24 protein-coding genes, 1 tRNA gene and 1 pseudogene are annotated in these 25,980 nt (G+C 71.2%); 15 read left to right on the top strand and 11 right to left on the bottom strand.

Annotated features, from left to right (window positions below):
* Positions 1-43: 43 nt before the first annotated feature.
* A pseudogene (locus JSY13_RS07190) lies at positions 44-731 on the bottom strand (trimeric intracellular cation channel family protein).
* A gap of 36 nt (positions 732-767) precedes the next feature.
* Between JSY13_RS07190 and recO the strand changes: the two are divergent.
* Complete coding sequence (gene recO / locus JSY13_RS07185; RefSeq protein WP_259606053.1) at positions 768-1,511, top strand: DNA repair protein RecO; 744 nt, start codon at positions 768-770, stop codon at positions 1,509-1,511.
* Positions 1,508-2,305 (top strand): isoprenyl transferase, encoded by a 798-nt coding sequence (locus tag JSY13_RS07180; RefSeq protein ID WP_259606052.1) that lies wholly within the window; start codon positions 1,508-1,510, stop codon positions 2,303-2,305. Before recO ends, JSY13_RS07180 begins: the two co-directional genes overlap by 4 nt.
* Here the strand turns inward: JSY13_RS07180 and JSY13_RS07175 are convergent.
* Complete coding sequence (locus tag JSY13_RS07175) at positions 2,251-2,670, bottom strand: hypothetical protein (protein ID WP_259606051.1); 420 nt, start codon at positions 2,668-2,670, stop codon at positions 2,251-2,253. The genes JSY13_RS07180 and JSY13_RS07175 overlap by 55 nt on opposite strands.
* A gap of 273 nt (positions 2,671-2,943) precedes the next feature.
* Here JSY13_RS07175 and JSY13_RS07170 point away from each other — a divergent pair, with 273 nt between their 5' ends.
* On the top strand, positions 2,944-3,621 hold the full coding sequence (locus tag JSY13_RS07170; RefSeq protein ID WP_259606050.1) for a DsbA family oxidoreductase: 678 nt from the start codon (positions 2,944-2,946) through the stop codon (positions 3,619-3,621).
* Positions 3,622-3,666: 45 nt separating this feature from the next.
* Here JSY13_RS07170 and JSY13_RS07165 read toward each other — a convergent pair whose 3' ends face one another.
* Positions 3,667-4,167: a glutathione peroxidase gene (locus JSY13_RS07165; RefSeq protein WP_259606049.1), complete on the bottom strand. Its 501-nt coding sequence runs from the start codon at positions 4,165-4,167 to the stop codon at positions 3,667-3,669.
* A 75-nt stretch (positions 4,168-4,242) separates the two neighbouring features.
* On the opposite strand from JSY13_RS07165, the gene dusB reads away from it, so the two are divergent.
* The 5 genes from dusB (at position 4,243) to JSY13_RS07140 (ending at position 9,713) form a co-directional block, all read left to right on the top strand.
* Positions 4,243-5,427, top strand: a complete 1,185-nt coding sequence (gene dusB, locus JSY13_RS07160; RefSeq protein WP_259606048.1) for a tRNA dihydrouridine synthase DusB — start codon at positions 4,243-4,245, stop codon at positions 5,425-5,427.
* On the top strand, positions 5,417-6,805 hold the full coding sequence (locus tag JSY13_RS07155; RefSeq protein ID WP_259606047.1) for a deoxyguanosinetriphosphate triphosphohydrolase: 1,389 nt from the start codon (positions 5,417-5,419) through the stop codon (positions 6,803-6,805). The genes dusB and JSY13_RS07155 overlap by 11 nt, the downstream gene beginning before the upstream one ends.
* The gene (dnaG, locus tag JSY13_RS07150) at positions 6,805-8,754 is read left to right on the top strand and encodes a DNA primase (RefSeq protein WP_259606046.1); all 1,950 of its coding nucleotides are present in this window, start codon (positions 6,805-6,807) and stop codon (positions 8,752-8,754) included. Before JSY13_RS07155 ends, dnaG begins: the two co-directional genes overlap by 1 nt.
* 34 nt (positions 8,755-8,788) lie before the next feature.
* The gene (locus JSY13_RS07145; protein WP_259606045.1) at positions 8,789-9,550 is read left to right on the top strand and encodes an ATP-binding cassette domain-containing protein; all 762 of its coding nucleotides are present in this window, start codon (positions 8,789-8,791) and stop codon (positions 9,548-9,550) included.
* 87 nt (positions 9,551-9,637) lie between these two features.
* Positions 9,638-9,713 (top strand) — tRNA-Asn (locus JSY13_RS07140).
* Positions 9,714-9,760: 47 nt separating this feature from the next.
* On the opposite strand, the gene def is transcribed toward JSY13_RS07140, so the two are convergent.
* Positions 9,761-10,327 (bottom strand): peptide deformylase, encoded by a 567-nt coding sequence (def, locus tag JSY13_RS07135; protein ID WP_259606044.1) that lies wholly within the window; start codon positions 10,325-10,327, stop codon positions 9,761-9,763.
* Positions 10,328-10,400: 73 nt separating this feature from the next.
* Between def and JSY13_RS07130 the strand changes: the two genes are divergently transcribed.
* On the top strand, positions 10,401-11,363 hold the full coding sequence (locus JSY13_RS07130) for a DMT family transporter (RefSeq protein WP_259608156.1): 963 nt from the start codon (positions 10,401-10,403) through the stop codon (positions 11,361-11,363).
* On the opposite strand, the gene pgl is transcribed toward JSY13_RS07130, so the two are convergent.
* From pgl to tkt, 6 genes are read right to left on the bottom strand one after another with little or no spacing between them, the layout of a single operon-like run.
* On the bottom strand, positions 11,357-12,145 hold the full coding sequence (gene pgl, locus JSY13_RS07125; protein WP_259606043.1) for a 6-phosphogluconolactonase: 789 nt from the start codon (positions 12,143-12,145) through the stop codon (positions 11,357-11,359). The two genes, JSY13_RS07130 and pgl, sit on opposite strands and share 7 nt — an antisense overlap.
* On the bottom strand, positions 12,142-13,077 hold the full coding sequence (locus JSY13_RS07120) for a glucose-6-phosphate dehydrogenase assembly protein OpcA (RefSeq protein ID WP_259606042.1): 936 nt from the start codon (positions 13,075-13,077) through the stop codon (positions 12,142-12,144). The genes pgl and JSY13_RS07120 overlap by 4 nt, the downstream gene beginning before the upstream one ends.
* Complete coding sequence (zwf, locus tag JSY13_RS07115; RefSeq protein ID WP_259606041.1) at positions 13,074-14,624, bottom strand: glucose-6-phosphate dehydrogenase; 1,551 nt, start codon at positions 14,622-14,624, stop codon at positions 13,074-13,076. The genes JSY13_RS07120 and zwf overlap by 4 nt, the downstream gene beginning before the upstream one ends.
* Before the next feature lie 28 nt (positions 14,625-14,652).
* Entirely contained in the window at positions 14,653-16,257 is a 1,605-nt protein-coding gene (locus JSY13_RS07110; protein WP_259606040.1) for a phosphoglucose isomerase-related protein, read from the bottom strand.
* Positions 16,254-17,366 (bottom strand): transaldolase, encoded by a 1,113-nt coding sequence (tal, locus tag JSY13_RS07105; RefSeq protein ID WP_259606039.1) that lies wholly within the window; start codon positions 17,364-17,366, stop codon positions 16,254-16,256. Before tal ends, JSY13_RS07110 begins: the two co-directional genes overlap by 4 nt.
* Positions 17,367-17,386: 20 nt before the next feature.
* The gene (gene tkt, locus JSY13_RS07100; protein WP_259606038.1) at positions 17,387-19,516 is read right to left on the bottom strand and encodes a transketolase; all 2,130 of its coding nucleotides are present in this window, start codon (positions 19,514-19,516) and stop codon (positions 17,387-17,389) included.
* A gap of 234 nt (positions 19,517-19,750) precedes the next feature.
* On the opposite strand from tkt, the gene JSY13_RS07095 reads away from it, so the two are divergent.
* Entirely contained in the window at positions 19,751-20,665 is a 915-nt protein-coding gene (locus JSY13_RS07095) for a heme o synthase (protein ID WP_432806451.1), read from the top strand.
* A gap of 23 nt (positions 20,666-20,688) precedes the next feature.
* Here JSY13_RS07095 and JSY13_RS07090 read toward each other — a convergent pair whose 3' ends face one another.
* On the bottom strand, positions 20,689-21,621 hold the full coding sequence (locus JSY13_RS07090) for a COX15/CtaA family protein (protein WP_259606037.1): 933 nt from the start codon (positions 21,619-21,621) through the stop codon (positions 20,689-20,691).
* Positions 21,622-21,854: 233 nt separating this feature from the next.
* Here JSY13_RS07090 and sufB point away from each other — a divergent pair, with 233 nt between their 5' ends.
* The 5 genes from sufB to JSY13_RS07065 are packed head-to-tail and all read left to right on the top strand — an operon-like array spanning position 21,855 to position 25,938.
* Positions 21,855-23,273 (top strand): Fe-S cluster assembly protein SufB, encoded by a 1,419-nt coding sequence (gene sufB, locus JSY13_RS07085; protein WP_259606036.1) that lies wholly within the window; start codon positions 21,855-21,857, stop codon positions 23,271-23,273.
* Between the two features lies 1 nt (position 23,274).
* Positions 23,275-24,504: a Fe-S cluster assembly protein SufD gene (sufD, locus tag JSY13_RS07080; RefSeq protein WP_259606035.1), complete on the top strand. Its 1,230-nt coding sequence runs from the start codon at positions 23,275-23,277 to the stop codon at positions 24,502-24,504.
* Entirely contained in the window at positions 24,501-24,827 is a 327-nt protein-coding gene (locus tag JSY13_RS07075) for a non-heme iron oxygenase ferredoxin subunit (RefSeq protein WP_259606034.1), read from the top strand. The genes sufD and JSY13_RS07075 overlap by 4 nt, the downstream gene beginning before the upstream one ends.
* Before the next feature lies 1 nt (position 24,828).
* The gene (gene sufC / locus JSY13_RS07070) at positions 24,829-25,599 is read left to right on the top strand and encodes a Fe-S cluster assembly ATPase SufC (RefSeq protein WP_259606033.1); all 771 of its coding nucleotides are present in this window, start codon (positions 24,829-24,831) and stop codon (positions 25,597-25,599) included.
* 9 nt (positions 25,600-25,608) lie between these two features.
* A complete protein-coding gene (locus JSY13_RS07065) occupies positions 25,609-25,938 on the top strand; it encodes a metal-sulfur cluster assembly factor (RefSeq protein ID WP_259606032.1) in 330 nt (109 codons plus the stop codon).
* Positions 25,939-25,980: the final 42 nt, after the last annotated feature.

The raw sequence follows: 25,980 nt of genomic DNA, 5'->3' as shown, positions 1-25,980 counted from the left end.
AGCCGCCCCAAGGTCGAGAATCCGCCCCAACCCGGGGTGAGGGTCAGGGTTTGACGATCGGGATGGAGCCGGTCTCGGCGGCCACCTTGCGGCGGTAGAGGCGGCGCTGCTCGGGGAGGGAGACGTCGAACACGACGGCGAGCACCCGGAACACGGCGGTCACGGCGATCCCGATGATCGCGGCCGGGGTGATCGGCATCCCCAGGGTGTGCGCGGTGACGATGAAGGCGCAACCCGCGCCGGCGGCCACCGCGTACAGCGACCCGACGTGCATGATCGCGACGGGCAGTCCCACGAGGACGTCGCGCAGCACGCTTCCGCCGACCGCGGCGCACACACCGATGAAGACCGCAGGCACCTCGGGGGATGCCGACCGCGATCGCCTTGCTGGTCCCGAACGCGCCGAACATCCCGATCACCACGGCATCGAGCACGACGATCACGGTGTTCACGCGCTGGAACAGCCCGGCCAGCAGCATCCCGAGCAGCGCGGCGCCCCCGGCGGTGAGCAGGTACCAGTTGCTCTGCAGCGTCGCCGGGGGCTCGCCGAGCAGCAGGTCGCGGATGAGTCCGCCGCCCATGCCGATCATGATCCCGATGATCGCGACGCCGAGCAGGTCGAGCCGGCGCTGGCCCTGGAAGCCGGACGCGAACATCGCGCCCTGGATGCCGCCGAGCCCCACGCCGAGCAGGTCTGCCCAGAGCGGGATGGTGAAGAGCGGTTCGGTCACGCGACCATTCTCCCGTGCGCGGAGGATAATCGTTGGATGCCCACCTACCGAGACGAAGCGGTGATCCTGCGCACCCACAAGCTGGGTGAGGCGGACCGCATCGTCACGATGCTGTCGCGGCGCAACGGCAAGATCCGCGCCGTCGCGAAGGGCGTCCGGCGCACCTCGTCGAAGTTCGGGTCCCGGCTGGAGCCGTTCATGGTCGCCGACGTGCAGCTCTACCAGGGCCGCTCGCTGGACATCGTCCAGCAGGCCGAGTCGCTGGGCGCCTACGGCGCCGACATCGCCGCGGACTACGACCGCTTCACCGCCGCGAACGCCATGGTCGAGACCGCCGACCGGCTGAACGAGGCCGAGGCGACGCCCGAGCAGTACCTGCTCCTGGTCGGCGGGCTGCGCGCCCTGTCCCGCGGCGAGCACGCCCCGCGGAGCATCCTCGACTCCTACCTGCTGCGGGTCATGGCGCTGTCCGGCTGGGCCCCGGCGCTGCAGGACTGCGCACGCTGCGGGGCGCCCGGCCCGCACGCCGCCTTCGTCGCGCAGCTCGGCGGGCTGATCTGCGCGGACTGCGCCCCGGCGGGGAGCCCGCGCATCGCGGCATCCGCCCTCGCCCTGCTGCGCGCGCTGATGGCGGGGGACTGGGCGACCGTGGATGCAGCGACCCCGGCCGACACGGCCGCCGCCTCCGGCACGGTCGCCGCATACGCGCAATGGCATCTCGAGCGCGGCATCCGCTCGCTCGCCCACGTGTCCGACCCGCAGCGCGAAGGAGCCCGGTGACCCCGAAACCGTACACGCACAAGGACGCCGTGCCGTACCGGCCGCTGGACTGGACCGGCATCCACCCGCCCGCGTTCCCGGCCGTGCCGAACCATGTCGCGATCGTGATGGACGGCAACGGGCGCTGGGCGAACCGGCGGGGCCTGAACCGGATCGAGGGGCACAAGGCCGGCGAGGAGGTGCTGCTCGACGTGGTCGCCGGCGCGATCCAGGCCGGCGTCAAGCACCTGTCGGTGTACGCGTTCTCGACCGAGAACTGGGCGCGCTCCCCGGAGGAGGTGCGCTTCCTGATGGGCTACAACCGGGACGTGCTGCATCGCCGCCGAGACCAGCTCAACGAATGGGGGGTGCGGGTGCGCTGGGCCGGGCGCAAGCCGCGCCTGTGGGGTTCGGTGATCAAGGAACTGCAGTACGCCGAGCAGCTCACCCGCGGCAACGACGTCCTCACGCTGACGATGTGCGTGAACTACGGCGGGCGGGTCGAGCTCGTCGACGCCATGCGCGCGATCGCCGAGGACGTGGCCACGGGGCGCATGAAGCCGGGCGCCATCACCGAGAAGCAGATCCGCCGGCACCTGTATGTGCCGGACATGCCCGATGTGGACCTGTTCCTGCGCAGCTCGGGGGAGCAGCGCACGTCGAACTTCCTGCTGTGGCAGTCGGCCTACGCGGAGATGGTCTTCCTGGACACGCTCTGGCCGGACTTCTCCCGCGAGGAGCTGTGGCGCGCGATCGAGATCTATCTGTCCCGCGATCGCCGCTTCGGCGGCGCGGTGAACGCGCCGTCCCGCTGACGAAGCCACGCCTCCGTCTCGCGCGGATGCCGGAACCGCAGCACCTGCAGGTGCGGGTAGCGCCGCTGCAGCTCGGGCATCTGCTCCTGCCAGTGGTGCAGGGTGCGCTTCTGCCACGCCAGGATGTTCACCTCGGGGTCGCGGCGGAACATGTTCGCCACGCCGCGTTCGCGGTTGCCGTTCCACAGCTCGGTGCGCAGCACCGCCCGACCGAACGTGCGCCGGACCAGCCGTGCCCGCACCACGCGGTAGGGGTAGTCCAGCCAGACGACGAGCTCGGCACGCGGGGCGAGGATCTCGCTCGTGCCCTTGCTGGTGTACTGCCACTCGGTGACCCAGCGCTCCTCGGCCGCGAAGGCGCGCACGTCGTCGAGGAACGACGCCCTCGGTGACCCAGCGCTCCTCGGCCGCGAAGGCGCGCACGTCGTCGAGGAACGACGCCCTCGGTGTCCAATCCGGGCCGTGGTAGAGCGCGTCGATCTCGACGTGGCGCAGGCCCCAGCGCTCCGCGAGCCGGGCCGCCAGTGTCGTCTTGCCCGATCCGGTCACGCCGGCCACGAGCACGCGGTGCGGGGTGTCGAGCATCCGAAGATGCTACCAACGGAATACGACGCCGGTGAGCGCGGTTGCGCCTGGGTGTGAGCGAACCCATCTCGATCGACATCTGGTCCGACATCGCCTGCCCGTGGTGCTACATCGGCAAGCGCAATCTGGAAGCGGGCCTGGCGGCCGCGGCAGCCGGTGAGGACGCCCCGCAGGTGCGGGTGACCTACCACTCCTTCGAGCTCGCGCCCGACACCCCCGTCGACTTCGACGGCGACGAGGTGGACTTCCTGTGCGGGCACAAGGGGATGCCGCGTGCGCAGGTCGAGCAGATGCTCGACCATGTCACCGGCGTCGCCGCGCAGGCGGGCCTGGACTACCGCTTCGACCTGCTCCAGCACACCAACACGGTCAAGGCGCACGAGCTGCTGCACGTCGCCAAGGACAAGGGCCGTCAGCTGGAGATGCAGGAGCGGCTGATGTCGGCGTACTTCACCGAGGGCCGGCACGTGGGCCGCATCGACGACCTCGTCGAGCTCGCGGCCGAGGTCGGGCTCGACCGCGACGAGACACGGGAGGCGCTGGAGAGCGCGCGGTACCTGCCCGCGGTGCGCGCGGACCAGGCGCAGGCGCGCGCCTACGGCATCAACGGCGTGCCGTTCTTCGTCATCGACGGACGGTACGGCATCAGCGGCGCGCAGCCGCCCGCCGCGTTCGAGAACGTGCTGCGCGACCTGTGGGCGCAGCGCCGCGAGGCGGCCGCGCAGCCCTGACCTCGACCGGGGCGGTCGCGCGCCGCGCCCCGCGACCGGTCCGCCTCAGCGCACCGTCGCGAGCGCCTGCTCGATCGCGCCGACGATCTCGGGGTCGTCCGGGCGCTGCTTCGGCCGGAAACGGCGCACCTCGCCGTCGGGCAGCACCAGGAACTTCTCGAAGTTCCACTCCACCCGGCCGGCCTTCCCCGAGGCGTCCGGGGTTCGCTTCAGCGCCTGGAACAGCTCGTGCGCGTGACGGCCGTTCACCTTCACCTTCTCGTTCACCGGGAAGGTGACCCCGTAGGTCGTCGAGCAGAAGTCCAGGATCTGCTCCATCGATCCCGGCTCCTGGCCCAGGAACTGGTTGCACGGGAACCCGACGACCGTGAACCCGCGATCGCCGTAGCCGCGCTGCAGCTGCTCCAGCTGCGCGTACTGCGGGGTGAGGCCGCACCGGGAGGCGACGTTCACGACGAGCACGACGTCCGCGCCGAGGTCGTCGAGCCGGGTCTCGGCGCCCTGCGCGTCGCGGTACGGGATCTGCCTGATCGGGATGTCGGTCATATCCACAGCCTAGGCGTCTCCACAGCCGCCGGAGGCCTGGCCGGAAACCCTCCCGGGTCTGGGAGAATGGAGACGATGACCATCGCCACCGCCCCCGCCCGCCCGCTCCGCATCGGCCCGATCGATCTCGACGTGCCGGTGGTCCTGGCACCCATGGCGGGGATCACGAACACCGCGTTCCGCCGGCTGTGCCGTGAGTACGGCGCCGGCCTGTACGTCAGCGAGATGATCACCTCGCGAGCACTGGTGGAGCGCAACGCGATCACGATGCGGCTCATCCAGCATCACGAGAGCGAGACCCCGCGCTCGATCCAGCTGTACGGCGTCGACCCGGCGACCATCGCCGAGGCCGTGCGCATCATCGTCGCCGAGGACCGCGCCGACCACATCGACCTGAACTTCGGATGCCCGGTGCCGAAGGTGACCCGCAAGGGCGGGGGAGCGGCGCTGCCGTGGAAGACGTCGCTGTTCGCGGACATCGTCTCCCGCGCCGTGAAGGCCGCCGGCGACATCCCGCTCACCGTGAAGATGCGCAAGGGCATCGACCGGAACCACCTCACCTTCCTCGACGCCGGCCGCGCCGCGGAGGACGCCGGCGCCGCGGCGGTCGCGCTGCACGCGCGCACCGCGTCGGAGTACTACTCGGGGCATGCCGACTGGAACGCCATCGGCGAGCTGAAGGAGGCCGTCACCTCGATCCCGGTGCTCGGCAACGGCGACATCTGGTCGGCGGATGACGCGGTGCGGATGATGGCCGAGACCGGATGCGACGGCGTCGTCGTCGGCCGCGGATGCCTGGGCCGGCCGTGGCTCTTCGGCGAGCTCGCCGCCGCCCTCGGCCCCGCGAACGCCGAGTCCATCGAAGCGTCCTCCTCGTCCGCGCCCGTCGTCGACGCCACCTTGCAGTTCGTCGCCGCCGCGTTCCGCCGGCACGCCGAGCTGCTCGTGGAGTTCTTCGAGGACGAGGACCGCGGCTGCAAGGACATCCGCAAGCACGTCGCCTGGTACTTCAAGGGCTACCCGGTCGGCGGCGACCTGCGCGCGGCGCTCGCCCGCGTGTCCACGCTGCAGGAGATCGACGACCTGCTCGGCACGCTCGGCGACGCCCCCTACCCGGGCGCGGCCGCCGAGGGACAGCGCGGGCGGGCAGGCTCGCCGAAGCGCACCGCCCTGCCGGACGGCTGGCTGGACTCGCGCGAGGTGGCGGGGGAGACCTGCGACATGATGCGCGGCGCCGAGGTCGAGAACAGTGGCGGCTGACCCGCAGGCGGCCCCCGGCCGCGCCGGCGGGTACGGACCGCACGACGCCGAGCGCTTCTTCGCCGAGACGCACCGCTCGGAGCGGGACGACTTCTCCCGCGATCGGGCCCGGGTGCTGCACTCGGCCGCGCTGCGGCGGCTGGCGGCCAAGACGCAGGTGCTGAGCCCCGCCAGCACCGCCGACTTCGCCCGCAACCGCCTCACGCATTCGCTGGAGGTGGCGCAGGTGGGTCGCGAGCTCGCCATGGCGCTCGGCGTGTCCGCCGATGTGGTGGACACCGCCTGCCTGAGCCACGACCTCGGGCATCCGCCGTTCGGGCACAACGGCGAGCGCGCGCTGAACGAGTGGGCCGAGGACATCGGCGGCTTCGAGGGCAATGCGCAGTCGCTGCGGATCCTCACCCGGCTCGAGGCGAAGGTCCTCGACGACGAGGAGCACTCCGTCGGCCTGAACCTGACCAGGGCGAGCCTGGACGCCACCTGCAAGTACCCGTGGACCGTGGACAGCCCGATGCCCGATCCGGGCGGGCGGCTGAAGTTCGGCGTCTACCCCGAGGACGAGGCGGTGTTCCGCTGGATGCGGGAGGGGGCGCCGGGGCGCCTGCGCTGCATCGAGGCGGAGATCATGGACCTGTCCGACGACATCGCGTACTCGGTGCACGATTTCGAGGACGCGATCGTGAACGGGTACCTCGACGCCGCGCAGCTGGCCGACCCCGTCGAGCATCACCACCTGATCGGGCGCATCCAGCAGTGGGTCGGCTACGACTTCACCCGCGACGAGCTGGCGGACGCCCTGTACCGGCTCACCTGCCAGCCGATGTGGCTGCGCTCCTTCGACCGCTCCCGCCGTGACCTGGCGCGGTTGAAGAACCTCACCAGCGACCTCATCGGCCGCTTCGCCCGCGCGGCTGTGGCGGCGACCCGCGAGGCCTATCCCGGGGCGAGCCTGGCGCGGTACGACGCGCAGGTCGTCGTGCCGCGCGTGGTCGAGGCGGAGATCGCGGTGCTGAAGGGCATCATGGGGCAGGCGATCGTCACGATCGACGCCCGCAAGGGCGTGTACAAGGAGCAGCGCCGGGTGCTCAAGCGCCTCGCCGACGCGCTGTGGTCGACGGACGCGCTGTGGTCGGCGGGTGCGGACGTGCTCGAGCCCGCGTTCGCCGCGGACTTCCTCGCCGCGACGACGGATGCCGAACGCGCGCGCGTCGTCGTGGACCAGGTCGCCAGCCTCACCGATCAGACCGCGGTCGACTGGCACAACCGCCTGGTCGGCGAGATCGATCCGGCCGAGGTGGGCATCTGGAGCCCGCGGCACGCCCGGCCCGGGGCGAAGCCGCGCGCGGAGGCGCGGATGGTCGGCGAAGGGGTGACCTGATGCCCCGCATCCGGCAGGCCGACATCGACGAGGTGAAGGCGCGCACGAACATCGCCGACATCGTCGGCGAACGCGTCGCGCTGAAGTCCGCCGGGGTCGGGTCACTGAAGGGGCTGTGCCCGTTCCACGACGAGAAGAGCCCCAGCTTCCACGTCCGCCCGCAAGTCGGGTTCTACCACTGCTTCGGATGCGGCGCCTCGGGCGACGTGTACTCCTTCCTGCGCGAGATGGACCACGTCAGCTTCACCGAGGCGGTCGAGCGGCTGGCCGGCCGGATCGGGTACTCGCTGCATTACGAGGACGGGGGAGCGGCTCCGGAGACGAGCGGCCGCAGCCGGCTGTACGCCGCGAACGCGGCCGCCGTGGAGTTCTTCCGCGCCCAGCTGCTCAGCCCCGAGGCCGAGACCGCGCGCCGCTTCCTCGGCGAGCGCGGCTTCGACGCCGGTGCGGCGGCGCACTTCGGCGTCGGGTACGCGCCCCGCGGCTGGGACGGGATGCTGAAGGCGCTCACCGCGCAGGGCTTCACGCGGGACGAGCTCAGCGCCGCCGGCCTGGTCTCCACCGGGCAGCGCGGTGTGTACGACCGGTTCCGCGGCCGGGTGGTCTGGCCGATTCGCGACGTCACCGGGCAGACGATCGGCTTCGGCGCACGGAAGCTGTACGACGACGATCAGGGCCCGAAGTACCTGAACACGCCGGAGACGCCGATCTACCGCAAGGCGCAGGTGCTCTACGGCCTCGATCTCGCCAAGCGCGACATCGCCCGCGGCGACCCCCGCCGCGTGGTCGTCGTGGAGGGCTACACCGACGTGATGGCCTGCCACCTCGCCGGGGTCACCACCGCGATCGCCACGTGCGGCACCGCGTTCGGTGCCGAGCACATCAAGGTGCTGCGGCGCGTGATGGGGGACGACTCCGCGGCCGGTGAGGTCGTGTTCACCTTCGACGGCGATGAGGCCGGGCAGAAGGCCGCGCTGCGCGCGTTCAGCGAGGACTCCCGGTTCACCGCGCAGACCTTCGTCGCCGTCGCTCCGGACGGTCTCGACCCGTGCGATCTCCGGCTGCAGCGGGGGGATGCCGCGGTGCGCGCCCTGCTGGACGCGAAGGTGCCGATGTTCGAGTTCGCCCTCGACCGGAAGCTCGCCGGTTACGACCTCGCCACCGTGGAGGGGCAGGTCGGCGCGCTGCGCGCCGCGGCCCCGATCGTCGCCGAGATCCGGGACGAGCTGCTCCGGCCGGGGTACGAGCGGGTGCTCGCCCGCCGGCTCGGCATGGACCCGGTCGCGGTGCATCAGGAGGTGCGCCGCGCCGCGCGCGCCGGCGAGCGCGGCGCGGGCAGGCAGTCGCAGCGCCGCGACCCGACCGTATCCGCACCCGCGCGGCCGGGCGGCTCCGGCGCACCCGGCAACCCTGGCGCACCGGGCATCCCCGGCGCACCGGGCGTGCCGGGCGGGCCGGGAGTCTCCGACGCGCCGCCCGCGCGGGTGCGGATCGCCGACCTGCCGCGGAATCCCGACGTCGCCCTCGAGCGCGACGCGCTGATGGGGGTGCTGCAGTACGGGCACCGGGTGGACCCCGGGCTGCTCTCGCGGGCGCTGGCGCCGCCGTTCCGGCATCCGGCGCTCGAGGCGGTGCGCGAGGCGGTCGCGGCGGTGCCCGACCGCACCCGGGTGGGCTGGGCGGCGGAGGCCGCGGATGCCGTGCGCGAGCCGTTCCGCGGGCTCGCCGGCGAGCTGCTGATGATGCCGTTCCCGGCGCGGGACGAGGAGGGCGCCGTCGCGTCCGCGACGGGGCTGTGCCGCCGCCTGATCCTGCGCGACATGGATCGGGAGAAGCACGAGCTGCTCGCGGCCGTGCAGCGCGTGCCGGCGGACTCGGACGGCGGGCGGGCGCTGCGGATGCGGCTGCGCGACATCGACGCGGAACGACTGCAGTTCGCCGAGTCCTGACCCGCCGGTGCGCGACGCACGGCAGGATGGAGGCATGCCCGATGCCCCCGCCATCGTCTGCTCGGACCTCGTCATCGACCGGATCGGCCACGGCGGTGCGACCCGTGCCGTGGACGGCGTCACGTTCACCCTGCCGCCGGGAGACCTGCTCTGTGTCGCCGGTCCCACGGGGTCGGGGAAGTCGACCCTCGTCACCGCGCTGTCCGGTCACGCCGACGGCTCCGTGAAGGTCGCCGGCGGGCGCGCCGTGGTGTGCGGGGTCGACGTCCGGCGGCCTGGGCGACGGCTCCGGCAGCTCACCGCGCTGGCCGGGTATCTGCCGCAGGGGGCGGGAGCGGGGCTCCCGCCCCGGCTCACCGTGGGTGAGGTGATCGCCGAGCCGATCACGTCGCGGCAGCGGCGGGTGAACGCCAGGGCGCTGTCGATCCGGGTGGCGTCGCTGCTGGACGAGCTGCACCTGCCGCTCGGGGCGGCCGAGAAGTTCCCGTACGAGCTGAGCGCCGGCATGCGCCAGCGGGTCGCGATCGCCCGTGCTCTGATGCTCGACCCGCACGTGCTGATCGCCGACGAGCCGCTCGCCAATCTCGACCTGGAGGTGCGCCCGGTGGTGTTCGACGCGATCACCCGTCGCCGCGAGGAGCGCGCCATGGCGGCTCTTCTGGTCACCAACGACGCGGACTTCATCCGCGAGCTCGACGCCGAGGCGCTCATCCTCCGCGCCGGCCACGTGGTCGCCCGCGGGACCGGCCGCAACCTCGCCTGGACCCCCAACACCGAGCACGATTCGCGCCGCTGACGCGCCACGCCCGGCATGCGCCGCAGGTTTCTGAGAGCGCCGCGGAGTTTGCTAAGCTTGGGGAGTTGCCCGCCGCGGCGGGCGCTTTCCTCGGTAGCTCAATTGGCAGAGCAATCGGCTGTTAACCGATAGGTTCTTGGTTCGAGTCCAAGCCGGGGAGCCACCACGGGCCCGTCCAGCTGGACGGGCCCTTTCGCGTACCGGCGGGGCTCAGCCCTCCAGATCGTCCACTCCGGGCATCCAGCTCGCGCCGGGCCGGCCCCAGCCGCGCTTGCGGGCGATCTTCTGCGCGGTCTTCCAGTCGCCGTCGGACAGCCGGTCGACGTACAGGATGCCGTCGAGGTGGTCGAACTCGTGCTGCATGATGCGCGCGCGCCATCCGTCCACCTCGATGCGCACGGCGTTGCCGCCCAGATCCGTTCCGGTCACGAGGACCCGGTCCGCGCGCCGCAGCGGGAACCGCTCGCCCGGAAACGACAGGCACCCCTCCGACTCCAGGTCGGGGTCGGGGGAGCCGGGCTCGGGCGGACTCATCCACAGCACCGGGTTGATGATCTCCCCGCGCCACGGGCGCTCCTCGTCGTCCACGTACGAGTAGACGTAGATCCGCAGCGGCACACCCACCTGCGGGGCGGCCAGCCCGACGCCGGGAGCGGCATCCATCGTCTCGTACATGTCCGCGACCAGCGTGCGGATCTCGTCGGTGATCTCGCCCACCTCGTTCGCGGGTGCGTGCAGCACCGGGTCGCCCATGATGCGGATCGGAAGAACAGCCACGCCACAACCCTACTGGGCGGCCGGCGGCGGGTAGGGTCGTACTGTGAGTCTTGCAGGGGGCGTCGTCTCGAACATGGGCGACGAGCTGGTCGGGGTCTTCCAGAACCCCGGGCTCCTCTTCGGCATCCCGCTCGCCCTCGCCGGCGCCGTGTTCATGTCGCTGGGCGCGCAGTACCAGCACCGCGGCGTGGAGAAGGTCGAGCGGCTCACCGGCACCGAGGGCACCACCGGCCTCAGCGGCGCCCAGCTGAAGGGTCTGCTGCGGCGCCCGTCGTGGGTGGTGGGCACCCTCATGCTCGGCTTCGCGATCCTGTGCCAGCTCAGCGCCCTTGCGGTGGCCCCGCTGATCGTCGTGCAGCCGCTCGGCGCCGTCGCCCTGGTGATCACGACGCTGCTGAACGCGCGCATCTCCGGCCACGCCCCGACCCGGCATTCGCTCATCGCGATCGGCGCCTGCATCGGCGGCATCTTCCTGTTCGTCTCGCTGGCGGCGCTGTACGCCAAGGAGCGGGAGATCAGCGACATCGACCTGTTCGTGATCCTGACGATCCTGCTGCTGGTGATCATCCTGCTCGGAGCGAGCTGGCTGATCCTGCGCCACCGCATGCGCGCGCTGTTCTACGTCACGGGCGCGGGCATCCTGTACGGCTTCGTCGCCACGCTCGCGAAGGCCGCGATCAAGCGGATCCAGGCCGGGAACTTCGACTGGATCACCGTGGTCTGCGTGATCGCCCTCATCGCGGCCGCCGCCGCGGGGGCGTACTTCGTGCAGACCGCCTACAGCTCAGGCCCGCCGGACCTCGTCATCGCCGGGCTCACCGTGATCGACCCGATCGTGGCGGTCCTCATCGGCGCCCTGGTGCTCGGCGAGGCCTCGGCGGCGCCGATGTGGGTGGTGGTGCTGTTCATCGTCACCGGCGCGGCGGCGATCTGGGGCGTGTTCGGGCTGGCCAGGTTCCATCCGCAGATCCTCAGCGAGAGCCAGGAGCTCGGCCTGCGCCGCGGCAGCGACAAGCCGGACGAGACCCGTCAGTAGTCCCGGTCGATGAGGTCGGGCGCCACCTCGGCCGCCGCCGCCTCGTCCACGAAGAACACCGTCCGCCGGCGCCCCTTCGCCCCCGCGACCGGAACGCTGGCGTAGCTCGCGCCCGCCAGCGCCAGCCCGAGAGCGGATGCCTTGTCGGCGCCGGTGAGCACCAGCCACACCCGCTTGGACGCGTTCAGCACCGGACGGGTCAGCGTCACCCGCTCCGGCGGCGGCTTGGGGGAGTTGCGCACCGGCAGCGCCGCCACGTCGGTGACGGTCACCTCGGGCCGGTCGGGGAACAGCGAGGCGATGTGGCCGTCGGGGCCGACACCCAGGAAGCACACCGCGAAGGAGGGCCACGGATGCCGCTCGGTGCCGAACCGGGCGAGCTCGGCGGCGTAGGCGGCCGCCGCCTCCTCCAGGGACACGCCGTCGTCGGGAGAGGCGACCTCGTGGATGTTCTCCGCCGGCACCGGGATGCGGTCCAGGAGCGCCTCCCGCGACTGCCGTGAGTTCCGGTCCGCGTGGTCGAGCGGAACGAACCGCTCGTCGCCCCACCAGAAGTGCACCCGGGACCAGTCGATCCCCTCCAGCCGCGGGTCACCGAGCGCGGCGGCCAGTACGGCGGCGCCCATCGATCCGCCGGTGAGGCAGATGTGCGCGGTCCGTCCGTTGCGCGTGCGCGCCTGCAGCCGGGTGAGGAAACGGTCCGCGACCCGTGCGGCGAGCGCCTCCGGTGTCGGTTCCACGACGACGGTCTTCGTCGACCCCTGGACTTTCACTGCTGTCATGCCTCCCGGTCCGGCGGCCCGAGCCGCTCCCATCCCTCTGTCACGACTCGACCGTAGAGCAGATCCGCGTCCAGACGGCGCAGCTCCTCGGCGAGGCACTCACGCAGCGTCCGTCGTGGCAGGTGCAGCTCGTGATCGGGCTGCCCGGGCTGGGTGAGCACCGCCACCCCGGGCACGGGCCGCTCCAGCAGGATGTCGCCGCTGGCTCGCGTGAGCCGCACCGACTTGATGCCCTCCTGCCAGTGTTCCGGGTCCTCGTACGACCAGCGCACCCGCACATCGAGCGCCAGCCGCAGCCAGGCCGCGAGCAGCGCGGTGGACGGGGAGGCCGCGGCGCCGCGGACCTCCACCCCGGTGACCGGTTCGTACGGCGGCTGGTCGAGGACGGCGGCGAGCTGCTCCCGCCAGTGGGTGAGCCGGGTCCACGCCAGGTCGGTGTCGCCGGGGGCGTGCGTCTTCCCCAGCAGCGCCAGGCGATCGCGAACGTCGGGTGAGGTCGCGGCATCCGTGATTCTGCGCTGCGCGATGCGGCCCAGCGGCGAGGCCGACACGTCCGTCGGCGCCTCCTCCGGCCACCACGCCACGACCGGCGCGTCCGGCAGCAGCAGGCCGGTGACCAGGCTCTCCTCGTTGCTGGCGGCCTCGCCGTACGCGCGGAGGACCACCACCTCGCTCGCGCCGGCGTCGCCGCCCACGCGGATCTGCGCGTCCAGGCGCGCGTCGCCGTCGCCCGCGGTGAGCACGATCACGCGCATCGGATGCTCGCGCGAGGCGTCGTTGGCGGCGTCGATCGCCGCCTCCGCGACGCCGTTGCGGGCCGCGATGATCAGCGTCAGCACGCGGCCGAGAGCGACCGCGCCGCCTTCCTCGCGGACCTTGACGAGCTGCTTGGCCACCTGGCTCACGGTGGTGTCGGGAAGGTCGATGATCACGGGCGTCTCCAGACTCGTCCGTCGCGGGCAAGGAGGGCGTCGGCGGATGCCGGTCCCCAGGAGCCGGGAGCGTACTGCTCCAGGCCGCCGGGCAGCGAAGCCCAGTACTCCTCGATCGGGTCGAGGATCTTCCAGGACAGCTCGACCTCCTCGTGCCGCGGGAACAGCGGCGGATCGCCGAGCAGCACGTCCAGGATGAGGCGCTCGTACGCCTCCGGGCTCGCCTCGGTGAAGGCGTGCCCGTAGCCGAAGTCCATCGTGACGTCGCGCACGTTCGCGCCGCTGCCGGGGATCTTCGAGCCGAACCGGATGGTGACGCCCTCGTCCGGCTGCACCCGGATCACCAGGGCGTTCTGACCGAGCTCCGAGCTCTGCCCGCGGCCGAAAAGGTGCTCGGGGGCGCGTTTGAAGACGACGGCGATCTCGGTGACGCGGCGGCCGAGGCGCTTGCCGGTGCGCAGGTAGAACGGCACGCCGGCCCAGCGGCGCGTCTCGATGTCGAGCTTGACGGCGGCGTAGGTCTCGGTGCGGGAGTGCGGGTCCATGCCCTCCTCCTGGAGGAAGCCGTTGACCTTCTCGCCGCCCTGCCAGCCGCCGGCGTACTGGCCGCGCGCGGTCGCCAGGGACAGGTCGTCGGGCAGCCGCACCGCTTCGAGCACCTTCTCCTTCTCGGCGCGCAGGTGCTCGGCGGACAGGCTGATCGGCTCCTCCATCGCGGTGAGCGCGAGCAGCTGCAGCAGATGGTTCTGGATGACGTCGCGCGCGGCGCCGATGCCGTCGTAGTAGCCGGCGCGCCCACCGACGCCGATGTCCTCGGCCATCGTGATCTGCACGTGGTCGACGTAGTTGCGGTTCCACAGCGGCTCGTACAGCTCGTTCGCGAAGCGCAGCGCCAGGATGTTCTGCACCGTCTCCTTGCCGAGGTAGTGGTCGATGCGGAAGATCGAGTCGGCCGGGAAGGCCACCTCGAGCGCCCGGTTGAGTGCCCGCGCCGACTCCAGGTCGTCGCCGAACGGCTTCTCGATCACGACGCGCCGCCAGCAGGTGTCGTCCGCGCTGTCGTCGCCGACGAGGCCGGAGTCCTTCAGCTGCTTCGCGACCAGCGGGAAGTCCTTCGGCGGGATCGACAGGTAGTACGCGTGGTTGCCCATCGTGCCGCGCTCGACGTCGAGCTTCTCGACCGTCTCGCGCAGGTGCGCGAACGACGCGGGGTCGTCGAAGGTGCCCTGCACGAAGCGGATGCCCTGCAGCAGCTGCTGCCAGGTCTCCTCGCGGAACGGCGTGCGGGCGTGCTGCTTGACGGCTTCGTACACCACCTGCGCGAAGTCCTGGTCCTCCCACTCCCGGCGGGCGAACCCGACCAGGGCGAAGCCCGGGGGGAGCAGCCCGCGGTTGGCGAGGTCGTACACGGCGGGCATCAGCTTCTTGCGGGACAGGTCGCCGGTGACCCCGAAGATCACCAGCGCGCTGGGGCCGGCGATGCGGTTCAGCCGGCGGTCGTCGGGATCGCGGAGCGGGTTGTGTCCGCGTGAGATGGGGGCAGTCATCGGTGGGGGATGTCTCCAGGGGAGGGGGTTACTGGGCGGCTTCGAAGAGGGCGAGGATGTCGTCCGCGGCATCCGTGATCGTGAGCGAGACGACGGGACGGCCGTGCGCGGCGAGGACCGCGGCGTCGCCCGCGGCCTGCGCCTCGATCAGCCGCCCGAACGTGAACGGGCGGCCGGGGATCTCCAGATCCACGTCGGTGCGCTCCAGGATCTGCAGGAACACGCCCTGTGCCGGACCGCCCTTGTGGTACTGACCGGTCGAATGCAGGAAGCGCGGGCCCCAGCCGAAGGTGGTGGGACGTCCGGAGTCGGCCGCGATCATCTCGCGCAGGCCCTGCAGCTGGCCCATCTCCAGGCGGTTGACGTACGCCTGGACGGCCACGTAGCCGTCCGAGGGGAGCTGCGCCCAGAGCGCGTCGAGCACGCCCTCGACGGTGCCGGATGCGGCCAGGGCCGGGTCCGACACGCGCACCTCGATGCCGTCCTGCACGAACGCCGGCGGCGTCGGCTCGGGCTGCTTCTCGAGCAGGCCGCGGGCCGCGGCCTTGGCCGACTCGACGTCGGGCTGGTCGAACGGGTTGATGCCGAGCAGATGCCCGGCGATCGCGGTGGCGTACTCCCAGAGCAGGAACTGCGCGCCCAGGGTGCCGCTGACGAGGATCTCGCCCTCATGCCGCTCGGTGAGGTGGAACTCGTCGGCGTCGTCCACGAGCCGCACGATCTGCAGGTCGGCCGGGCGGCTCTCCAGCTCGGGGGATACCGGCAGCAGGACGACCGGCAGGATGCCGGTGCCGGCCTTGCCGGTGGACTCGGCGATCAGCTGCTCGATCCAGTCCGGCAGGCCCTCGATGTGGGTGCCGTCGGGCACCAGGCCGAGCTTGTCGCGGCGCGGCGGGATTCCGGTGATCGCGGCGCCCAGCCGCAGGGCGGGGTTCTCGGCCGAATCCACCGCCAACTGAAGCATCGAGGCCTCCGCCTCGTCCAGCAGCTCGGCGATGTCGGCGCCGGCGAGACCCGCCGGGACGAGGCCGAAGGCGGTCAGCGCCGAGTAGCGCCCGCCCACCGCGGGGTCGGCGTGGAAGACGCGGTATCCGGCCTGCTGCGCCTCCGCGTCCAGCGGCGAACCCGGGTCGGTGACCACCACGATCCGCTCGGCCGGATCGATGCCGAGGTCCGCGAACGCGGCCTCGAACGCCCGGCGCTGCGCATCCGTCTCCACGGTCGAACCGGACTTCGACGACACCACGAGCACCGTGCGCTGCAGGTCCTCGTCGAGGGCGGCCAGCACCTGCGCCGGGGCGGTCGAGTCGAGGATGGTGAGCGGCACGCCCGCGGTGCGGGCGATCACCTCGGGCGCCAGGGACGACCCGCCCATCCCGGCCAGCACCACCCGGTCCACCCCGCGCGCGCGCAGCTCGCCGCGGAGGGCGAGGATCTCCGGCACGAGCGGTCGCGACACCGACACCGCCTCGACCCAGCCCAGCCGGACGGATGCCTCGGCCTCGGCATCCGGACCCCACAGGGTCGGATCCCCGGCGGTGATCCGCGAGGCGACCAGCTCGGCGACCAGTCCGGGGACGAGCTCGTCGATCGCGGTCTTCGGCACGCCCGAGACGTGGACCGCGGCGGTCATCGCGCGGCTTCCAGGCCCTCGCTGACGGTGGTGAGCAGGCCGTGCCAGGAGTCGATGAACTTCGCGACGCCCTCGTCCTCGAGCACCTGGGTGACGTCGTCGAAATCGACGCCGACCTCGGCGAGTCCCGCGAACACCTCGCGCGCCTCGTCGTAGCGGCCGGTGACCGTGTCGCCGGTGATGACGGCGTGGTCGAAGGTGGCCTCGAGGGTCTTCTCCGGCATGGTGTTGACCACGCCGGGGGCGACGAGCTCGGTCACGTACAGGGTGTCCGGCAGCGCCGGGTCCTTCACGCCGGTCGACGCCCACAGCGGGCGCTGCAGGTTGGCGCCGGCGTCCAGGAGCGCCTTGGCGCGGTCGGTCGCGAACTCCTTCTCGAACAGTTCGTAGGCGAGCCGGGCGTTGGCCAGACCGGCCTTGCCGCGCAGGGCGAGGGCCGCCTCGGTGCCGATCGCGTCGAGGCGCTTGTCGGTCTCGGTGTCGACGCGGGAGACGAAGAACGAGGCGACGGAGTGGATCGTGGACAGGTCGATGCCGTTGGCCTTCGCCGTCTCCAGACCGGTGAGGTACGCGTCGATCACCTCGGCGTACCGCTCCAGGCTGAAGATCAGCGTCACGTTCACGCTCACCCCGGCGCCGATGGAGGCCGCGATGGCGGGCAGGCCCGCCTTCGTCGCCGGGATCTTCACCAGCAGGTTCGGGCGGTCGATGCGGTCCCACAGCTCCTTGGCCTGGGCGATGGTGCCCTCGGTGTCGTGCGCGAGGTCGGGGGAGACCTCGATCGACACACGTCCGTCGACGTGGTTCGTCGCCTCCCAGACCGGGCGGAACACGTCCAGCGCCGCGGTGACGTCCTGCGTCGTCGCGGCGAACACGGCGTCCACGGCGCTGGCGCCGGAGGCGGCGAGCTCGTGCACCTGCGCGTCGTAGGAGGTGTCGTCCGGGTTGGTGATCGCGTTCGCGAAGATCGTCGGGTTCGTGGTCACCCCGGTGACGTTGCGGGTGTCGATCAGCTCCTGCAGGTTGCCGGAGGCGATGCGGGTGCGGGACAGGTCGTCCAGCCAGATGCTGACGCCGGCGGCCGCCAGCTGTGCGGTGGGAGTGCTCATGGGGGGATGCTCCTTCTCGGTCAGTGGGCGGCGTTCGCCGTGGTGGTCTCGCGCGGGGCGTTCGCTGCGATGGTCTCGCGCGCGGCCTCGACGACGGCCTCCGTGGTGACGCCGAACTTCTGGAACAGCGTCTTGTAGTCGGCGCTGGCGCCGAAGTGGTCGATGCCGACGGAGCGGCCGCGGTCGCCGACGATGCCGCGCCAGGTGAGCGGGGAGCCGGCCTCGACGGACACCCGGGCGGTGACCGCGCTCGGCAGCACCGACTCGCGGTACTTCTCGTCCTGCTCGGCGAACCACTCCAGGGACGGCGCGGACACGACGCGCGCGTTCACGCCCTCGGCGGCGAGCGTCTCGCGCGCGGCGACGGCGAGCTGCACCTCGGAGCCGGTGGCGATGATGATCACGTCCGGCGTGCCGCCCGGCGCCTCGGCGAGGACGTACGCGCCCTTCGCGGCGTTGCGGGCGGCGGCGAGGGTCTCGCCGGCGGCGTCGCCGTCGCCGCGCTCGAACACCGGGATGTTCTGCCGGGTGAGGGCGATGCCGGCCGGGCCCGCCTGGCGGCGCAGCATCTCCAGCCACACCACGGCGGTCTCGTTCGCATCCGCCGGGCGGACCACGGTGAAGTTCGGGATCGCGCGGAGCGAGGCCAGCTGCTCGATCGGCTGGTGCGTGGGGCCGTCCTCGCCGAGGGCGACGGAGTCGTGGGTCCACACGAAGATCGAGGGGATGTTCATCAGCGCGGCCAGGCGCACCGACGGGCGCATGTAGTCGCTGAAGATGAGGAAGGTGCCGCCGAACGCGCGGGTCGGGCCGTGCAGCACGATGCCGTTCACGATCGCGCCCATCGCGTGCTCACGGATGCCGAAGTGCAGCACCCGGCCGTACGGGTCGCCCGACCACTCGTGCGTGGACCACTGGGCGGGGATGAACGAGGGGGCGTCCTTGATCGTGGTCAGGTTCGACTCGGCGAGGTCGGCCGATCCGCCCCACAGCTCGGGAAGCTGCGCCGCCAGCGCGTTGATCACCTGACCGGATGCGGCGCGCGTGGAGACCTCCTTGCCGGCCTCGAACACCGGCAGGGCGTCCTCGATGCCCTCCGGCAGCTCGCCGGCCTCGAGACGGTCCAGCAGCGCCTTGCGCTCCGGGTTCGCCTCCGCCCATGCGTCGAACGCGGTCTGCCACTCGGCGCGCGCCGCGGCGGCGCGCTCGGCCAGGGCGCGGGTGTGCGCGATCACATCGTCGGCCACCACGAAGGACTGCTCCGGGTCGAAGCCGAGCACCTTCTTCGTCGCGGCCAGCTCGTCGGCGCCGAGCGCCGAGCCGTGGATCTTGCCGGTGTTCTGCTTGCCGGGCGAGGGCCACCCGATGATCGTCTTCAGCACGATCAGCGACGGACGGTCGGTCTCGGCCTTCGCCGCCTCGATCGCGGCGTACAGCTCGGCGACGTCCTCGACGTACTCGCCGGACTTCTTCCAGTCCACGGTCTGCACGTGCCAGCCGTACGCCTCGTAGCGCCCTGCGACGTCCTCGGTGAACGCGACGTCGGTGTCGTCCTCGATCGAGATCTGGTTCGAGTCGTAGATCGCGATGAGGTTGCCGAGCTGCTGGTGGCCGGCCAGGGACGACGCCTCGCTGGTCACGCCCTCCTGCAGGTCGCCGTCGCTGGCGATCACGTACACGAAGTGGTCGAACGGGCTCTCACCCGGCGCCGCGTCCGGGTCGAACAGGCCGCGCTCGTAGCGGGCGGCGTAGGCGAAGCCGACCGCCGAGGCCAGGCCCTGGCCGAGCGGGCCGGTGGTGATCTCCACGCCCTTGGTGTGGCCGTACTCCGGGTGACCGGGGGTCTTCGAGCCCCACGTCCGCAGCGCCTTCAGGTCGTCGAGCTCCAAGCCGAAACCGCCCAGGTAGAGCTGCACGTACTGCGTCAGCGAGGAGTGCCCCGCCGACAGGATGAACCGGTCCCGCCCCAGCCAGTCGGTGTCCGCCGGGTCGTGGCGCATGACCCGCTGGTACAGCAGGTAGGCCGCCGGTGCGAGGCTCATCGCGGTGCCCGGGTGGCCGTTGCCGACCTTCTCCACCGCATCCGCCGCCAGCACCCGCGCCGTGTCCACAGCGCGCCGGTCGATCTCATCCCATTGCAGTTCCGTCACGGCCATGCTCCTTCTGACGCAATCGAAGGCGCCCGTATTCGATGCGCGGGATCCGCGTCGTCACGGAGGGGGGTGCACAGCGCGGGCGCGCGAGTGGGTTTCAGCATAGCGGGGTCGACTCCGTCGCAGCGCCGCATTTCGCCATGGATCGGAGGACCCCGGAACGCGGTCCGACACGCCCGGTGCCATAGACTGAGAGGAGTGTCCGGGCGCGCGCAGGAGGAGGGGATCGCGATCACCACGACGTCGCAGACCATCGAGGCGAGGCACTCGATCGGTCAGAAGATCCGCGGGTACATCGCCCTCACCAAGCCGCGAGTCCTCGAGCTGCTCCTCGTCTCCACCGTCCCGGTGATGTTCCTCGCCGCGGGCGGCCTGCCGAACCTGTGGCTCGTGCTGGCGACCGTGATCGGCGGGGCGATGAGCGCCGCATCCGCTGCGTCCTTCAACATGTACCTGGACCGCGACATCGACGTGCACATGAAGCGCACCGAGAACCGGCCCCTGGTCACCGGCGAGGTCTCGCCCCGGGGCGCCCTGGTGTTCTCCTGGGTGCTCGCGGTGGTCTCCACGCTCTGGCTGTGGCTCACCACGAACTGGCTGGCCGCGACGCTGTCGGCGGGGGCGATCTTCTTCTACGTCGTGATCTACACGATGATCCTGAAGCGGCGCACCGAGCAGAACATCGTCTGGGGCGGGATCGCCGGATGCTTCCCGGTGCTGATCGGCTGGAGCGCCGTGACCGGGTCGCTGGACTGGCCGCCGCTGGTGCTGTTCGTGCTGGTGTTCCTGTGGACGCCGCCGCACTATTGGCCGCTGTCGATGAAGTACAAGGACGACTACGACGACGTGGACGTGCCGATGCTGGGCGTCACCCGCTCCGCACCCCAGGTCGGCCTGCAGGTCATCCTCTACGCCTGGGCGACGGTCGCCTGCTCGCTGCTGCTTGTCCCGGTCGCCGGCATGGGCATCGTGTACACGGTGTCCGCCCTGGTCGTCGGCGGCTGGTTCATCTACGAGTCGCACCGCCTCTACAACCGCGCCGTGCACGGCACCGAGGCGCGCCCGATGCGGGTGTTCCACGCCTCGATCACGTACCTGACGCTGATCTTCCTCGCCGTCGCGGTCGACCCGCTGCTGCCGCTCTGACCCGAAGCCCGGTCTCCTGATGCTCAGGCCGGAGCGACCGGGCGCTTGAGGTTCAGCACCACGACCGTGTACGCCGCGGCGGACAGCGCCGCGAGCACCATGTGGACGCCGACCAGCACCGGTGGCAGTCCCTCCCGCGCCTGCCACACCCCGACGAGGATCTGCACCAGGATCGCGGCGGCGAGGACGACGAGCCAGCGGGCCACCGGCAGGCGCAGCCGCAGCGCGGCGGCCAGCAGCACCAGGACGAGCCCGGCGAGGATGTAGCCCGGCCAGGAGTGCACGTGCGCCAGCACGGTGGCGTCGAAGCCGGTGCGGATCACGTCCGCGTCACCCGAGTGCGGGCCGTTCCCGGTGGTGAGCACGCCGAACACGATCGTCACGGCCAGCGCAAGGCCGGTGACGTGGGTGAGCGCGGCGAACCAGGACGGCACGACGCGTTCGCGCGGGCCTGGTGCGGTGTTCATCCGGACCAGGAACGCTGCCGTGACGCACACCAGCAGCAGCGAGGCGACGTAGTGGAAACCGACGATGAACGGGTTCAGGCCCGTCCAGACGATGATGCCGCCGACCACCGCCTGCGGCAGGATGCCGCCGAGCAGCACCACCAGCGCGAGGGCGAACAGGTCGCGGCGCTCGCGCCGCATCCGCCACACCAGCAGAAGCACGGCCAGCGCGAGCAGCCCCACCACCCCGGTCATCAGGCGGTTGCCGAACTCGATCATCCCGTGCACGCCCTGCACCTCGTAGACCGGGACCAGAGACTCGGGCGTGCACAGCGGCCACTCCGAGCAGCCCAGTCCCGAGCCTGTCAGCCGCACCGCGCCGCCCGTGGCGATGATCGTCACCTCGGCGAGGAAGGACAGCCAGGCGAAGATCCGCAGCGCGCGGCCGATCGGCGCGTGCCCCGGGCGGGTGGTGGCGGCGTCCGGGACGGACGCGGTGGTCTCGGTCATGGGTCCTCCGGTGCGCGGTGAGGACGCACGCGGCCCCTCAGCCAGGCGGAACCTGTAGAATCGGGATTGTTGGGATGAACGCGCGGTATGCGACGCGCATCGTCAACAGTCTAGGCGCGACGCGAGCGCCGAAGGTCAGGGCCCACCAGCGGCATCCGATTCCCGCAGACTCGACGGGGATCAGGTGTGTCGGGGCGGATGACACCGTTGCGGCCCGCAGAGGAGAGTGTGTGATGTCGGATGTGCTGATCGACCGCCCGGAGCTCGAAGGTCTGGGGGTGTACGAGTTCGGCTGGCACGACCCCGACGCCGCGGGCGCCAGCGCCCGCCGCGGCCTTTCCGAGGCGGTCGTGCGTGACATCTCCGCGCTCAAGAGCGAGCCGGAGTGGATGCTGAAGACCCGTCTCAAGGGCCTGCAGCTCTTCGAACGCAAGCCGATGCCGACCTGGGGCGCCGACCTCAGCGAGATCGACTTCGACAACATCAAGTACTTCGTCCGCTCCACCGAGAAGCAGGCGCAGTCCTGGGAGGAGCTCCCCGAGGACATCAAGAACACCTACGAGCGGCTCGGCATCCCCGAGGCCGAGCGCCAGCGCCTGGTCGCCGGCGTCGCCGCGCAGTACGAGTCCGAGGTCGTCTACCACCAGATCCGTGAGGACCTGGAGGCGCAGGGCGTCATCTTCATGGACACCGACACCGCGCTGCGCGAGCACCCCGAGTTCTTCGAGGAGTACTTCGGCACCGTGATCCCCCCGGGGGACAACAAGTTCGCCGCGCTGAACACGGCCGTCTGGTCGGGCGGCTCCTTCGTGTACGTGCCGAAGGGCGTGCACGTGGAGATCCCGCTGCAGGCCTACTTCCGGATCAACACCGAGAACATGGGCCAGTTCGAGCGGACCCTGATCATCGCCGACGAGGACAGCTACGTCCACTACATCGAGGGCTGCACCGCCCCGATCTACAAGTCGGACTCGCTGCACTCGGCCGTCGTCGAGATCATCGTGAAGAAGAACGCCCGCGTGCGCTACACGACGATCCAGAACTGGTCGAACAACGTCTACAACCTCGTCACCAAGCGCGCCGTCGCCCACGAGGGCGCGACCATGGAGTGGGTCGACGGCAACATCGGCTCGAAGGTGACGATGAAGTACCCGTCGATCTACCTGATGGGCGAGCACGCCAAGGGCGAGACCCTGTCGGTCGCCTTCGCCGGTCCCGGCCAGCACCAGGACGCCGGCGCGAAGATGATCCACATGGCGCCGTACACGCAGTCGTCGATCGTCTCGAAGTCGATCGCCCGCGGCGGCGGCCGCGCCGGCTACCGCGGCGAGGTCCGCGTCGACGCGAACGCGCACCACTCCGCCAACACCGTGCGCTGCGACGCGCTCCTGGTGGACACCAAGTCGCGTTCGGACACCTACCCGGCCATCGACATCCGCGTGGACGACGTGCAGCTGGGCCACGAGGCCACCGTCTCCAAGGTGAGCGAGGAGCAGCTGTTCTACCTGCAGTCCCGCGGCCTTCCCGAGGACGAGGCGATGGCGATGATCGTGCGCGGCTTCATCGAGCCGATCGCGCGCGAGCTGCCGATGGAGTACGCGATGGAGCTGAACAAGCTCATCGAGATGGGCATGGAAGGATCGGTCGGCTGATATGACGGCCCCGACGCAGGCGCCTGAGCAGGCGCAGGACACGAACGCGCACATCGACCCGGCGGCGAAGGCGGCGAACGCCGCGTTCCGGCCGGTGCAGACCCGCTCCGAGCGGCCGCACTCCTTCGACCCGGCCGACTTCGGGGCGCCGAGCGGCCGCGAGGTGAACTGGAAGCACACGCCGGTGGCGCAGCTGAAGCCGCTGTTCCAGCCGGCCGAGGTGAACGACGGCGTCAGCTGCGCCGTGACGCCGGAGCGGTTCGCCGGCGCCGGCCTCGCCTTCGGCGACACGCCGCGCGGAGAGTTCTTCCGTCCGGAGGACGTCGTCTCGGCCGTGGCCTGGCAGGGCGCGCAGGAGGCGCTGCACATCAGCATCCCGCGCGACGAGGAGCTCGACGAGCCGGTTGTCGTCGCGATCACCGGCCAGGGCGCCGAGCGCCGCGCCGACGCGCACCTCGTGATCGAGGCGGGCGCGAACAGCCGAGCGACCGTGCTGCTGCGGCACAGCGGATCGGCGCAGTACGCGCAGAACGTGGAGATCCTGGTCCGCGACGGCGCCAAGCTCACCGTCGTGTCCGTGCAGCAGTGGGACGACGACGCCGTGCACGCCGCGGCGCACCAGGCCCGCGTGGACCGCGACGCCGAGCTCACCCACGTCGTGGTCAGCTTCGGCGGCGGCATCGTGCGCGTCAACCCGAACGTGGAGCTCGCCGGCGCCGGCGCCCAGGGCCGCCTCTACGGCCTGTCCTACGCGGACGCCGGGCAGCACCTGGAGAGCCAGGTGTACCTGCACCACAAGGGCCCGCACACCGTCGGCGACGTGCTGTACAAGGGCGCGCTGCAGGGCGAGAGCGCGCACAGCGTGTGGATCGGCGACGTGCTGATCGGGCCGGATGCCGTCGGCACCGACTCCTACGAGGCCAACCGCAACCTGGTGCTCACCGAGGGCGCGCGCGCCGACTCCATCCCGAACCTCGAGATCGAGACCGGCGACATCCTCGGTGCCGGCCACGCCAGCGCGACCGGTCGTTTCGACGACGAGCAGCTGTTCTACCTGCAGGCCCGCGGCATCCCCGAGGACGAGGCGCGCCGCCTGGTCGTGCTCGGCTTCCTCACCGACATCGTCCAGCGCATCGGCATCCCGACGCTGCAGGAGGAGCTGCTGGCCGCGATCGAGGCCGAGCTCGCGCAGACGCCCGTGGTCGCGCACCACAGCGAGGTCTCGGCGTGAGCGCGCAGCGCGCCTGCTCCGTCAGCGAGCTGGAGCAGGACACGCCGCTGCGCGTCGAGCTCGACGGCGTGCCGATCGCGATCGTGAAGGACTCCGACGGGGAGATCCACGCGATCGGCGACACCTGCACGCACGGCGACATCTCCCTGTCCGAAGGCTTCGTCGAGGGCAAGACGCTGGAATGCTGGGCGCACGGCTCGGCGTTCTCCCTCTGCACCGGCAAGCCCCTCAACCTCCCCGCTTATGAGCCCGTCCCGGTCTACGTCGTCCAGATCGACGGCGACGACGTGCTCATCGACCCGACCGTGATTAAGGAAGTCTGAAATGTCTGTTCTCGAGATCCGCGACCTGCACGTGACGGTCGAGACGGATGAGGGCACCACGCCGATCCTCAACGGCATCGACCTCACCATCCGCACCGGCGAGACCCACGCCATCATGGGCCCGAACGGCTCGGGAAAGTCCACGCTCGCCTACACGATCGCCGGTCACCCGAAGTACACCGTCACGCAGGGCTCGATCACCTTCGACGGCGAGGACGTGCTGGAGATGAGCGTCGACGAGCGCGCCCGCGCCGGCCTGTTCCTGGCGATGCAGTACCCGGTGGAGATCCCCGGCGTCACCGTGACGAACTTCCTGCGCACCGCGAAGACCGCGCTGGACGGCGAGGCGCCCTCGATCCGCCAGTGGACAAAGGATGTCAAGGCCGCGATGGCGAACCTGCGCATGGACCCGAAGTTCGCGCAGCGCAACGTCAACGAGGGCTTCTCCGGCGGCGAGAAGAAGCGCCACGAGATCCTGCAGCTCGAGGTGCTCAAGCCCAAGCTCGCCGTCCTCGACGAGACCGACTCCGGTCTCGACGTCGACGCGCTGAAGATCGTCTCCGAGGGCGTGAACCGCGCCAAGGAGCAGACGAACCTCGGCGTGCTGCTGATCACCCACTACACCCGCATCCTCCGCTACATCCGTCCCGACTTCGTGCACGTCGTCGTCGCCGGGAAGATCGTCGAGGAGGGCGGCCCGGAGCTCGCCGACCGTCTCGAGGACGAGGGGTACGACCGCTACCTCGACCCCAGCGCCCCGATCGAAGCGTAGGCTGGGAGCATGACGGCGACGCTCTCCGAGGAGAAGTACGACGAGGTCATCGAGGCTCTGAAGGACGTCATGGACCCGGAGCTCGGGATCAACGTCGTCGACCTCGGCCTGATCTACGACCTCGCGTGGGACGAGGAGAACGACGCCCTGGTCATCCACATGACCCTGACCAGCGCCGGATGCCCGCTCACCGACGTGCTCGAGGAGCAGACCGCGCAGGCGCTGGACAACGTCGTGGAGCGGTTCCGCATCAACTGGGTGTGGATGCCGCCGTGGGGGCCGGAGCGGATCACCGACGACGGCCGCGACATGATGCGCGCGCTCGGCTTCGCGATTTGACACGAGCCGGGTCACGGCCGCGCAGCGGACTTGACGCGGCTG

The sequence above is a fragment of the Microbacterium neungamense genome (assembly GCF_024971095.1).
GTDB lineage: Bacteria > Actinomycetota > Actinomycetes > Actinomycetales > Microbacteriaceae > Microbacterium > Microbacterium neungamense.
Note: the sequence above shows the minus strand (reverse complement) of the source record. Positions and strands in the feature narration are given on the sequence as shown.